At 62.9% G+C, this 12,347-nt stretch carries 8 protein-coding genes; 1 reads left to right on the top strand and 7 read right to left on the bottom strand.

Annotation, left to right across the window (positions count from 1 at the left end):
* Window positions 1–2 precede the first annotated feature (2 nt).
* From ACYQ6J_RS15330 to ACYQ6J_RS15310, 5 genes are read right to left on the bottom strand one after another with little or no spacing between them, the layout of a single operon-like run.
* Window positions 3–2,921, bottom strand: a complete 2,919-nt coding sequence (locus tag ACYQ6J_RS15330; RefSeq protein ID WP_460185061.1) for a DUF1156 domain-containing protein — start codon at window positions 2,919–2,921, stop codon at window positions 3–5.
* Complete coding sequence (gene darG, locus ACYQ6J_RS15325) at window positions 2,918–3,988, bottom strand: type II toxin-antitoxin system antitoxin DNA ADP-ribosyl glycohydrolase DarG (protein WP_460185060.1); 1,071 nt, start codon at window positions 3,986–3,988, stop codon at window positions 2,918–2,920. The genes ACYQ6J_RS15330 and darG overlap by 4 nt, the downstream gene beginning before the upstream one ends.
* A complete protein-coding gene (gene darT, locus ACYQ6J_RS15320; protein ID WP_460185059.1) occupies window positions 3,985–4,644 on the bottom strand; it encodes a type II toxin-antitoxin system toxin DNA ADP-ribosyl transferase DarT in 660 nt (219 codons plus the stop codon). The genes darG and darT overlap by 4 nt, the downstream gene beginning before the upstream one ends.
* Window positions 4,641–8,162: a helicase-related protein gene (locus ACYQ6J_RS15315; protein WP_460185058.1), complete on the bottom strand. Its 3,522-nt coding sequence runs from the start codon at window positions 8,160–8,162 to the stop codon at window positions 4,641–4,643. The genes darT and ACYQ6J_RS15315 overlap by 4 nt, the downstream gene beginning before the upstream one ends.
* Window positions 8,163–8,165: 3 nt before the next feature.
* The gene (locus tag ACYQ6J_RS15310; RefSeq protein WP_460185057.1) at window positions 8,166–8,363 is read right to left on the bottom strand and encodes a helix-turn-helix domain-containing protein; all 198 of its coding nucleotides are present in this window, start codon (window positions 8,361–8,363) and stop codon (window positions 8,166–8,168) included.
* 369 nt (window positions 8,364–8,732) lie between these two features.
* On the opposite strand from ACYQ6J_RS15310, the gene ACYQ6J_RS15305 reads away from it, so the two are divergent.
* Window positions 8,733–9,047 carry a hypothetical protein gene (locus ACYQ6J_RS15305; protein WP_460185056.1) on the top strand — a complete coding sequence of 105 codons (315 nt, stop codon included), beginning with the start codon at window positions 8,733–8,735 and terminating at the stop codon, window positions 9,045–9,047.
* Window positions 9,048–9,935: 888 nt separating this feature from the next.
* On the opposite strand, the gene rfbB is transcribed toward ACYQ6J_RS15305, so the two are convergent.
* Together rfbB and ACYQ6J_RS15295 are read right to left on the bottom strand one after the other, a co-directional pair.
* The gene (gene rfbB, locus ACYQ6J_RS15300; protein WP_460185055.1) at window positions 9,936–11,009 is read right to left on the bottom strand and encodes a dTDP-glucose 4,6-dehydratase; all 1,074 of its coding nucleotides are present in this window, start codon (window positions 11,007–11,009) and stop codon (window positions 9,936–9,938) included.
* Between the two features lie 540 nt (window positions 11,010–11,549).
* The gene (locus ACYQ6J_RS15295) at window positions 11,550–12,308 is read right to left on the bottom strand and encodes a tetratricopeptide repeat protein (protein ID WP_460185054.1); all 759 of its coding nucleotides are present in this window, start codon (window positions 12,306–12,308) and stop codon (window positions 11,550–11,552) included.
* Window positions 12,309–12,347: the final 39 nt, after the last annotated feature.

Here is a 12,347-nt window from a genome sequence, read left to right as displayed (position 1 = left end):
ACCTACCTGCTCTCATTCTCATCCAGGGTCATCTGCCGCTCGCGCCGCTCGGACGCTGCGGCCGCCAGCCTTGCGATCTCCGGCCAAGCCACCGCCAAGGCGTTGTACCACACCGCCTCTTGCGCCCAGCCCCGTCGTTCCGCGATCTTGTGAAGTCGGTAGCACAACTCCCGCGCGGTCTCGCCCCGGCTGCCCAGTTTCCTCAGGAGTTCCGCCGCACCGCTCTCCCCGGCGTTCTCCAGCGCCCGCACCAGGTGCTGCGTCATCTCCCACACCGTCAGCCGCCCATCCGCCGCCGGGTCCCAGTCGTCCGGTAGTTCGTCGCGACGAAGAAGGCGAACCTTGCCTGCCTTGGCCGTAAGGATGCCCGCCTCCTCCATGCCGCTGACCGCCGTGTTCTTGGCCTTGCTCAAGGTTTCGGCGTCGCCGAACGAGCCTTCCTCCATCCCGTGCTGCTCGAACCACGCCAGCGCCCAGCGGGTGTCGGCGTCGAACTCGGCCTCTTGCTCCGCCAAAACCTCGTCCAGCGTCTGATTGATCAGCCCCAGGGCCGTGCGCACGGTCATGGGTCGGCCGGCGGCCTCCATCACCTTCGAATAGCGCGAGAAGATCGCCATGCCCGGCCCGATGGCCGCCTGCGCCAGGTCCACCGGCGCGATGTTGCCCTGCTGCAGGTGCCGCAGCGCCGTGGGCAGTTCCTCTTTCAGTTCCATGATGAACTCACGGCGGCTCGTCTGCGGCGCATTGGCCGGCCTGGGGCGGCAGGCCAGGACGATATACGAGGCCAGGGCATTGGTGCCCATGGCCACCATCCGCCACTTCTGCGACGCCCGGATGGGCCAGGTGGCCGTGATCTGGAATCCGCTACCCAGAAGCGCCTCAAGCATTGTCTCCCACCCGGTCGTCAGGTCCACGCCATTCCTGCTTCCCCCCTCCTGGTCCCTGCTCGCCGCTTCGTGCTCCTCGCTCCCTACTCCTTCGTCCTCCTGCTTGTAGGCGTAATAGACCGTAAGCGGGAATCTCGGGTCCATCTTCTCGCGCAGGGCGGTAAAGGCCTTGCGGAAGCCCGTCTCGAAGTGCTCTTTGGCCTTCTCCCTGTCGCCATCGAAGCGTTCCGGCGCGGCTACCAATTCCGGTTCCTTGGGCACCAGGATGGTCTTGAAGAGGTCCGGGTACAGGTCTCCGATCGTCCGCCGCAGCCAGACATAGAAGAAGTCGGACAGTGCCGCATAGCCGATGTTGCCGTAGTACGGCGGGTCGGTGCTGACCAGGACGCCGCGAAGATCGTCCCAGGCGCTGGCGGCGTCGATCTGTTTAGCTTTCCCCACGGCAGGTCGAGCGACTGCATTAAGGCAATCTGCGACACGTCCAATGCATATACTCCATGAGCATCTTCCCTCGGTCAAGACGTTGCCTTCTGCAAAGTCCCAGACCATAGGCAATGCTTGGCGGCCAAAAGTGTGCATAACAACCTGATCGTGTGGGTTCCAAGTACACAGAGAACTCGCGTGATCGCTGAGACGGGAGAGCGCGGTGCCTAAAAGCGTGGCGACGGCCTTGGCGTATTCCTCTGCATCCTTGGGCGACAAGCCGGCGTCGTGGGCGTCCTTGAGCACATCTTGCCGCACCTCCTTCACCAGGTCGCTAAACGTCACCAGCGCCGTCAACTGTCGGGGGGTGAAAATTTGCCATAGGTCGTCAAGGCCATAAACCGGCGGCTGGAAGTTTCTGTGTTTCTTGGGGAATTCGCAATGCGGAACCCACGTCGCGCTTGCCTGCCGCGCTCTGTCCTCCTGGCTCTCACAGGCAGAGAGATAGGTGCGGCCGCCAGGAATCTGCACCACTAGCGCCGACAACCGATCCCGCATTCGCCCTGCTTTGCCCTCTGCGCGTATGTAATCATAGTGAATAGGTGTGCCCGATATCACGCAACGAAATGCACGTCGTTTGCCTTGCGAGGTGCCCAACTTCACAGCGCTCGCATCCGGTGGCTCGCCGGTCCTGACCTCGAACCGCCAGGTGTTGTTTCGGCGGTCAACCACCGGCTGGAGCCAGACAAGATTTCCCTTCTTCGAGGAGAGCCAGAACGTGCTCACCAGCGGCACGTGCGCGCCCTTGGCGGAGGGGTTGGGGCTGGCCACCGTGCGTGCCCACAGCCAGGCGATGACGTTCGCTTCGCGGACGCCGCCCTTGCCGGAGCGGATCTCTTCTTCGGTGGCATGCCGCCAGGTGTCGTCCGTTTCCGGGACGATATGGACCTTGGGGTAGAGGTGGCCGATTCTCTTGCGGGCCCGTTCCAAAACGACGCGGCCGTAGTAGCGCACGTCGGCCGCCAGGCCCGCCGCCCCGTGCCAGCCGCCCGAGTGCAGCCTTCTGCCTCCTGACGCCTGACCTCTTTTTTCCGGGTTGACCGGCGGCTGATCGAGCCACTGGGGCACGATTTCGAGGTTGCACTTATTGAGGAGCACGGCCACAGGGTTGAGGTCGGCGGCGTGGGCCTCGAAGCCCAACCGGGCCGCCTCCAGCGGTATGGACCCGCCGCCGGCGAAGGGGTCGAGCACGGGCGGCAGTTTGCCACCGCAATGCTTGAGCATCTCGGCCCGGGCAGCGGCATATACCTCCGGGTGTTCGTGCAATTTCTTTTGCATCAGGCGGCGGATGATGTCAAAAAGCCGTTCCCGCTCGGCGTTCTGGGCGTCCTCGGTGGGGAACTTCTCCGGGTGGGCCGAGGGGTCGTCCACGACGGAGGCGAAGAGCACCGCCCGCGCCGCCGGCAGCGGCAGCCGCGCCCACCACTGGTGGATGCCCTTGGGGTGCGCGCCGATGCCGGGCATTTTGTCGTAAGCCGAGGCGTCGTTGATCTCCGCCAGCGGCAAGGCGACCTCGATGAGTTTGCGGGGATAGGCTGTGACGTTCTTCATTCGGCGTGCTCCTTCGACGTGTCCGCGGCGCTCATAATCCATCCCGCTTGCAGCAGACGATCCCAAGCGACGCGGACGTGTTCCGGCTTGAACATCAATCGCTTGCGATCGTTCCAGCGATGAAGTGCCTGGATGGCCTGGTCGGCGTTGCGGACCGGTGATTTCCCGTGGCACGCGACCCAGTGAACCGAGGATAGTAACTCCATGCCGTAAGGCGTCTCGAAGCCGTCGATCAGGTCAGCGACGCGCTGAAGGCGGGCAGCGGCCTCGGCGTCCGTGGCCAGAAATCGGTCGGCTTCGTCGGTCGCGCCGGGCAGGAGTTCAATCTCCACGTCGGGTTTCTGGCTGTCGCCGTAGCCGCGGATGAAGTGGCCTTCGAGCGTCTCCAGCACCTTGTTGAGGTTGTGGGCATACGGCCCGTAGAGGTGGCCGACGTAGTTCAGCCGCAGCGGCTCGCCGGACTCTTGAAGGAAGTAGGCCAACTTCTGAATCTCCAGCAACGTGAGTCGGTACGCCATTTCGGTGTATTGCCGCATGAGCCGGATGAGCAGGGCCCGGGCAAGGGTGAGTCTCGGGCGCTGGGTGCGGACGGGCATGGCCCTGGCTTCGGGCGCTCCGAGCGGCTCGAAGAGCATGACTCGGACATCGGGCAGGGCAGCAAGCGCCCGCTCGATGAGCGGCCGCACCCTTCCCCAGTCCAACCCGCCGTGACCGCAGCCCAGCGGAGGTACCGCGACGGACGACACCTTTAACCGGCGAAGTTCATCGACGAGCGCGGCCAGGCCCGCCTCGATGTCCTCCATCCTGGACTTCTCACGCCACTTGCGCTTGGTGGGGAAATTGATGATGTACTTGGGGTTCGTCATCATCCCGATGGGGAAGACGAACATGCGACCGGGGCGGACATCGCCAGCGCGGCAGGCCCGCTCGTAGGCCTTGAAGTTATCCGGGAAGGCCTTCTTGAACTGAAGGGCGATGCCCTTGCCCATGAAACCTTGGCAGTTGACGGTGTTGACCAACGCCTCGGCGTCGGCCTCGATGATGTTGCCTTGCGTTATCTCGATCATCCGGCGACCTCCTTGAAGTACCACTCCGGATGGACGTTCACGGGCCGGTTCGTTGCCGGCGCGAAGCCGCACAGAATTTCCTCGACCCGTGTCTTCATGCCTTGGTTCAGCACGGCGATCTCGTGAATCAGGCTCCAATCGCACCGGCAATGGACCAAGAACTCTGCCTGCTTACGTCGCTGGCGGTCCATATCGTCCACGCTGTCTGCCCAGTACCTCTCGTATACCACGTTCCAGTCAACTTGGTCCAGACGCGCTAGATCGTCGTACCAATGTGTGAACGCAGCAATCCCATGGCCGTCGGAGAAGACAAACTGCGCCCCACTATCGGCCACGGCCTGCGCCGTTGAAACCACGTAGATCAACGGGTCTTGGCCTTCGCCGTAACCCTTGACCCGCCCCGTCTTGAGTTGAAGCAGCATCGGAGACAGATAGCCGAAATAGAACGCCACATAGTCGTGGATGACACCTCGCGGCCCGCAAGGGATTCGGGCGATCTTACGCTGCTGCTGAATACCCACGTTATGGATGGTCTTGTAGGGAAGACCGTCCTTGGGCGTATGATTGGGGGCGTGCAAGCCGCCTCGCCGCAGGCATGTCTCCAAGTTGTCCACATGGAGAAACCGATAGATGGGGGTAGGCATCGGCACAGTCATGACGGCGCCTCCCCGCGGCGCAGCAGTTCCTTCAGTTCGTAGTTCACGCTGGTCACTCCGAAGTCCGGTTCTCTCTGGAACGGCCGGCGGACGTAGACCGGCTCCTTGGCCGTTTCGCCGTCCACCTCGACCAGGGCCAGGATGAAGTCATCCGGCTTGTTCAGGGCCGTGAGGATTTCGTTTCGAGTGACGGTGACCGTGGTCGCCCCGGCGGCGCGGCCCTTGACCTCGATGAACAGCAGCCGGCCGCTGGTGGGAACCCTCGACTCCACATCGTATCCCAGGTTCTCGGCGCTTAGGTCGCGCGGCTCACGGCCCAGGCGGCGCTCGGTCGCCAGGACGGCCTCCATCGCCAGTCGTTCAACGTGCTGCGTCCGGCGGGCGAACATGGCCGGTTCGCCGCCGGTTTCGCCCTTCAGCCGTCGGATGAGAGCGATGGGCACAACCAGAGCGCCGCCGACCACCACCGGCGGTAGGGGCGAAAGATGCTTCTCCTGCTCCAGTTCCTCCATTCGCTTGCGGAGCCGGCTCTCCAGTTCATTGGCCCGCTGGCGGGCCTTGGCGGAGTTGAGGCGGGCATGGACCCGCCCTGCCTGTTCCTGGGCCTTAAGTTCCTCCGCGCGGTGGTCCCAGTAGTTGATCTCCTTGGTCAACCGGTCTTTCACGGCGGCGGCGGTCTTGGCGATCAGTTCTTCGCGGAATCGTTTGACTTCTGCGAAGTGCCGGCGAACCAGGTGCTGGATGGCGTAGGAGACGGCTCGTTCCTCGACGTTCTGCCGCAGCCACGGCGCGGCCAGTTCGGGTTGGACCAGGGCCGTTTCGTCGTCGGTGATCGGGCGGTAGTCGAGGTAGGGGGCATAACCGGCCATCCGCGCGTTGCCGTCGGCGTCCATCTCCACGAATTGCAACTGTCGAGAGACGATCTTGCGATTGCCTTGGCCGTCCGGCCGGCCGTCCTGGATCGCGTGTTCCACGTAGAAGAGCATCCGCATTCTCTCGTCGCCCGTTTCTCGCGGATCCACAAGCATGGCGCCCCGCCGCAGCAGGTCGCGGTATCGTTCCAGTACGATATCGATGGTTGCGTTCAGAAGCGGGTGTCCGGGGCAGATAAACGAGGCAAGGGGCTTTCCCGGCACGCTCATGAGTTCCTTGTGGAAGGTCACCCGTTCGTAGCGTGGCAGGACGGGCTGTCCGTTGCCAATCTGCCTGTCGCGACTGCGGATGACGGCAGGCACATGGGTGACTTCGTAGCGGCGCGGCTCGCGCTCCCGGATGCTGCCGCCCAGCAGGCGGAAGGCCTCCAAAAAGAAGGATGCGATGAAGTGCGGCTGAAGTCTGCGGGCCTCCGCGCGTTCCATGTCCTCCTTGATGCGACGGATCCTCGCCGCATCCAGGCTCTCGCGCGCCAGGGCGCGTTCCTCGAGCAACTGCCGGAGGTGCTCGCGGTCCAGGGCGGCGTCCACAACGCGGAACAGCCGCCGGCGGCCCTCGGGCTGCTCGTCGCCGCGGATTGCCTCGATGAGAAGTTCACGGAGCGGCTTTTCGTGGAAGAGTTTACCCAGCACGTCGAACACACGGCCGCCGAGGGCCTTGCGCTGTTCCTCGAGTTTCTCGAGCAAGCGATAGTAAACCTCGCCTTCGCGCGTCTCATATGCAACTAGGTTCCAGAGGTGACAGACCTCCGTCTGGCCGATGCGGTGGATGCGTCCGAACCGCTGTTCGAGGCGGTTGGGATTCCAGGGCAGATCGTAATTGACCATCAGATGGGCACGCTGGAGGTTGATACCTTCGCCCGCCGCATCGGTGGCCACAAGTATCTGCACGTCCTTGTCCTGGGTAAACAACTCCTGCATTTTGCGACGGTCCTCTCGCCCCATGCCGCCGTAGATCGTCACGACGGCTTCCGGTCGGCCCAGGAGCGCCCTGAGCCGGTCCGCCAGGTAGTTCAACGTATCGCGGTGCTCCGTGAAGATGACAAGCTTTCGGCGGTGGCCGTAAGCATCGAACATCTCGGAATTGTTCTGGAGGAGTTTGGAGAGTTCCTCCCACTTGCGGTCGATCCGGCTGCGACGCACTCGAAGCGCGAGTTCCTCGAGACACTGGAGCGTTTGGATCTCGCCTTCGAGTTCGGCGATGGTCTGCGCCGCCGATGCCTGATCCACCACCGCCTCTTCGGTGGCCTCGACTTCCGCGTCCGGCGCGTCGTCAAGGTCCTCGATGTCCTCCTGCGTAATGGCAGGGAGTTCCCGGGTCGTATCCACGGCGACGGCGGCTCCGCGATTGACAACTCTTTCCTCACGGAGGCGTTTCTCCAACCGCTCCCGGCGTCGTCTTAGGGACTGGTAGATGGCCTCGGGAGAAGAGGCAAGACGTCGTTGCAGGACCGTCAGGGCGAAGCCGACGACGCTCCCACGACGACCTTCCCCCGCGGCGGCCAGGCGTTCGGCCCGCTTCATTTCCCTCCGCACGTATTCCGTCACTTCCGCGTACAGCTTGGCCTCCATGTCCGAGAGGGTGTAGGTGACGGTATAGGCCCGGCGCTCCGGAAAAAGGGGCGTTCCGTCGAACCTCAGGAGATCTTCCTTCGTGACGCGGCGCATGATGTCCGAGGTGTCTACGAGGTGTACCCCGTCCCGGAACCGGCCTTCGAATCGGTCAGCGTCCAGAAGGCCCAGAAAGAGCTGAAACTCCTCTTCCTTGCCGTTGTGCGGCGTGGCTGTGATAAGAAGAAGGTGCCTGGCCAGCCTGCCCAGAACGCGGCCGAGTCTGTAGCGCTTCGTCTCCTTGACCTCGCCGCCGAAGAACGAGGCGTGCATCTTGTGCGCTTCGTCCACCACGACGAGGTCCCATTCGGTTTGTTCAAGCTTGGCGATAATGTCGTCATTGCGGCTCATCAGGTCCAGTCGACTAATGACGAGATTCTTCTCGGCGAATGGATTCCCGGTACGGGATGCCTCGATCGCCTCCCTGCCGACGATGTCGAAGGGCAGTTGGAATCTGGCGTCCATCTCGTCCTGCCACTGCTCGGCAAGGTTACCGGGGCAGCAGACGAGACACCGGTGAACGTCACCTCGCATCATCAGCTCCTTGATCAACAATCCGGCCATGATGGTCTTGCCCGCGCCGGGATCGTCCGCAAGTACGAACCGCAACGGCTGCCGGGGCAGCATCACCTCGTAAACCCCTGTGATTTGGTGCGGCAGCGGATCAATCAGGGAAGTGTGGATGGCCAACAGCGGGTCGAACAGATAGGCGAGCCTGATGCGTCGAGCCTCCGAGGCCAAACGGAACCGATCGCCGTCGCCGTCGAAGCTGAAGGGCGTGCCCTGCGTCACGATCTCCAGAGAAGGTTCACAGTCCCTGTAGAGAAGCTCACCGGCCGGACGACCGGACGCGTCCTTGTAGGTCACCTCGACAACGTCGGAGCCGTGCCACTTGACGTCGATAATGGTGGCGAGGCCGTCAGCAAGGATACCTTTGACGGACGCGCCCCGCGTGAGTTCTTCCAGCCGCGCCACGGGTTATTCCTCCCTCTTCTCGAGTTCCTCCTTAATATCAAGGAGACGGCGGAGCAGGAACGGCTGTGGCTTGCGTTTGCCGTTCTCCCAGTGGTTCACCGAGCCAAAGGTGACGCCGACCCTTTGGGCAAACTGTTCCTGCGTCAGGCCGAGCCGCTGCCGGAGTTCCTTGACCAGCTTTGCGATGTTCGGATCATTCATGCTCGTGTTCCTGCGAAACGCCGCCGGGAGAAAACCCGCTTGCATGCAACACGCCATACTATCCTGCATATTCAGACACGCATGTCAACCATCACGCGAAATTGAACCACCGCCACTTTGGCGCGGGGGATAATAAAATTGGCGACTTCTCGGAAGTCGCTCGTTGGTACAAGGTTGCGTGCGGAGTCGACCCATTCAACCACCACAAGCGCAGGGAACCGACATGATCCCGATCAAGGCCGTGCTGTGGGTTGCCGGAGTTTGTTTCGGATTGCGAAAAAACGAATCAAAACGGCGAGACCCTCGCTTTCTGCTTTCTTTCTGCAACCACGCTGATCGGCCGCGTCAATTTGGCGGAGCTGGGCCGCTGTGGAAGTGATTTCGGCGGCGGATCGCGGGTTAGGCCCCACCGAACCGATGCGCCTCAGCTTGTTTCTGATGACCCATCTGTCGTATTCGGAGGGAAGAGTGCAGGCCCCCCTATGGGCGGCGGATGACCGTCGAAGAGATGTTTCGGGACCGCACGGGCCGGCGGTCGGGTCGGGCGTTCGCAACTCGCAGATCACCAGGGCGGGACGCTTCGACTGCTCGCCGGCGATTCTCGTGTGCCCTTACTCACCGGGCGTCTTTGGGCGGCGTCTCAAAGCGATCGAGTCGCCGCTACGCCGGGATGTGCCGCAGTAGCAACCATCCCAAGTTTTGCGCCCTATTTGTCAACGGCCGCAAGATGCTTCGGTAACTCAAACTCACGGCCTCCAGTGCACTTATCGCTCTGCTCAACGCCATCCTAACCGAGGCCGACTGGGCATAGGTCAGTACCAACCCCGCTCTGCAATCCTCGCAAGCCTTGTTGCTTCGCTATGTAAAATTCCGAGTGCTGCCACCAAGGAGCGATTCGGCGTCTGTCCAAGTATTCTGCCCCATCCCCAAGCCTTGCAAGAATGTGTAAAAGGTAAGAGACTCAGTGTGTTGTAGGGGCCTTCATGTATTGCCCCTACCGTAAAGCGCAGCCAGTCACAACGGCGGCGATTAATGAATGCACATCCAAAGTTCCACGCGTTTTTCGAACACTATCCCGAATGATTAACCTGCCATATTCTGCGGATAGGATTTCGAGTGATTGGCGGTTATCCTCAGCTTTCGCCGCGGGTTAGCCACTCCGCCAATTGACGCCGTTGCTCGGGCGACAAACGTCTTGCAAGACGTTTGAGGGCTTCCAGCCGGCCGAAAGCCTTACTTTCATCTACTGCATTCGCACTTTCATCTACTGGATTCTCACCCGAAGCTGCAACCAACTTTGTGCTCTCGCTCGGGATATCGCATCGGGATTGCGCCTTAGGTGTGCCGGATTTTGTGCCACCACGGGGTGCCGATGTGTCGCAAGTTATTTCTGGATTGTCACTTACGGAGTCAGCGTCGAATCCCCTATCCTCCATTAAGAGGTGATGTTTGGCTCTCGTTCTAGGGGATGGGTGATTTCCCGCGGCTGGACCGCACAGGTGGGATGTCGCTCGCGCACGGGCGGGCACGCCGCGGCGAGGCCGCCGAGACCGCCCTTCAGCCTCGGGCGGGTCAACCGGCGTCGCCCAATCCCAGACGCTCCCGCCGATACTTCCCGGTAGTGACCCGATCGACCCAGGTCGGGTTCTCGATGTACCATCGGACCGTGCGCTCCAGCCCGGACTCGAAGTTCTCCAGCGGTTCCCAGCCCAGTTCTCGGCGAATCTTGCCCGCGTCGATGGCGTAGCGGCGGTCGTGGCCCGGCCGATCCTTGACGAACGTGATCAGGTCCTTGGGCTTGTGGGGCAGGTCCGGACGCAAACGGCCCACGATTTCGCAGATGGCGTGCACGACCTGAAGGTTGGTCCGCTCGCAATTGCCGCCGATGTTGTACTCCTCTCCCGGCGGGGCCTGACACAGCACGGTCCGAATCGCGCGGCAATGATCCTCCACGTACAGCCAATCGCGGATGTTGCCGCCGTCGCCGTACACCGGCAAGGGCTTGCCCTCCAAGGCATTCAGGATCATCAGCGGAATGAGCTTTTCGGGGAACTGGTACGGGCCGTAATTGTTCGAGCAATTCGTCACCAATACCGGCAGGCCGTAGGTGTGGAAATACGCTCGGGCGAAATGGTCGGCCGCCGCCTTGGAGGCGGAATAGGGTGAATTCGGGGCGTAGGGCGTGGTCTCGACGAAATAACCGGTGGGACCCAGCGACCCATACACCTCGTCGGTCGAAACGTGGAGAAAGCGGAATCGCGAGCGATCGTCCGGGGCCAGAGTGTTCCAATAGTCGCGCGAGGCCTCCAGCAGGCGGAAGGTTCCCACCACATTCGTCTCCACGAAGGGGGCGGGACCGTCGATCGAACGATCGACGTGCGACTCGGCCGCGAAGTTGACGACACCCCACGGGCGGTATTCATCGAGCAGTCGGCGGACCAGTTTGCCGTCGCAGATGTCGCCCTGGACGAAGACGTGCCGCGGGTCTTGCAGGGCGTCGGCCAGCGAGTCGAGGTTGCCGGCGTAGGTGAGTTTGTCGAGATTGACCAGGCGGCCCGACTCCTCACGGAGCCATAACCGCACGAAATTGCTGCCGATGAAGCCCGCCCCGCCGGTCACCAGAATCGTGTCCGAAACCGTATTCATGACTACCGCTCCCATCGGGCCGAAGAAACTACGGCGGTGGTTCGACGCCGCCGAAAAGGGGTCGCGGACCGCCGCCTCTCGCGCTTTTGCCAATACTGTAGTTTACCGCGAGAATGCGGACCGGAGCGGCCGGATGCGGCGAATCTCCGCCGCCGGCGCCTTGGAGCCACCAGCGTAAGCTGGTGGTGGAGGCGTTGGTGGGATCTTGGGTAGCGACGAGACACCTCGGGCTTACGCCCGAGGCTCCAGGGCGATTGTGCACTGCGCAACAACACCTCGGGTTTACGCCCGAGGCTCCAGGGCGATCGTGCGCTGCGCAACAACACCTCGGGCTTACGCCCGAGGCTCCAGGGCGATCGTGCGCTGGGCAACAACGCCTCGGGCTTACGCCCGAGGCTCAAGCCGGTGACGGCGTCGGGTCGTGACGGTGCGCGTCATGCCCGACGCGCGCAACAAAATCGGGTCGGCCAACGCCGACCCGACTGTGATTCGCTTCTTCCCGCGAACCGCGACCGCATCCGCGGCGGGGCTGATGGGCCGTCAGGTGGAGAACGGGTTGTCGTCGGCGGCGGGAGCAGGCGGAGCGGGAGGGGCCGCCGGCGCGGCAGGGGCCGCCTCGGGAGCAGCGGGAGCGGGCGGTTCGCTGGGCGGCATCGGAGCGGCAGGCGCGGCGGGTTGAGCCGGTTCCGTGGAGAACGGGTCGGCCGCAGGGGCCGGAGGGGTCGCAGGAGCGGCCGGCGCGGCAGGGGCCGCCTCGGGAGCAGCGGGAGCGGGTGGAGTGGCCGGAGCGGGTGCCGCCGGGGTGCCGGCGCTAGCCTCCGGCAAACCCACCGCCGGGGCCGATTGATCGAGCACCCTCGCCTCTTCTCGTTTCAATTCCTCGTATCGTGCCCGACGAACCTTCTCCGCCTCCACCATCGCTTGCAGTCGGGCATCCTCGCGATATTCCTCGATCATCAGTCGGGTTCGCCCCTGAATCCGCTCCAGGGCCTTGCTGACCGAAAAAATCTGCGTCGTGTCCTGCATCTCCATCTTGGCGCCCTGCTGAAAGTCCTCGCGGGCCTCTTCCTCGCGCCCCAGGTTGAGATAGGTCAGACCGCGGAAATAGTAGCAGCGGGGATCGTCGCTCCCGTTTTCGATGGCCTTATTGAGATACTCGAAGGCCCCGGCGTAGTCCCGCGCGAAATAGCGATGGACGGCCTTGCCGTAGAAATGCGCCAACACGGCGTCCTGGGCAAGCGAGGCGGCGGAGCACAGAACCATACCCCCTGCAATCACCAGCAACAATTTCCGCAACATGGAGTGGACTCCTAAAGGCCTGACGGAGCAAATCGGAGG

The sequence above is a fragment of the Thermopirellula anaerolimosa genome (assembly GCF_054657335.1).
This window is presented reverse-complemented; position numbering and strand designations above follow the sequence as displayed.

Coding starts and splice junctions, on each gene's coding strand:
- ACYQ6J_RS15310 (WP_460185057.1), bottom strand. CDS start 8,363: ATGAATGATCCGAACATCGCAAAGCTGGTCAAGGAACTCCGGCAGCGG.
- ACYQ6J_RS15330 (WP_460185061.1), bottom strand. CDS start 2,921: ATGAAGAACGTCACAGCCTATCCCCGCAAACTCATCGAGGTCGCCTTG.
- darG (WP_460185060.1), bottom strand. CDS start 3,988: ATGATCGAGATAACGCAAGGCAACATCATCGAGGCCGACGCCGAGGCG.
- ACYQ6J_RS15295 (WP_460185054.1), bottom strand. CDS start 12,308: ATGTTGCGGAAATTGTTGCTGGTGATTGCAGGGGGTATGGTTCTGTGC.
- rfbB (WP_460185055.1), bottom strand. CDS start 11,009: ATGAATACGGTTTCGGACACGATTCTGGTGACCGGCGGGGCGGGCTTC.
- darT (WP_460185059.1), bottom strand. CDS start 4,644: ATGACTGTGCCGATGCCTACCCCCATCTATCGGTTTCTCCATGTGGAC.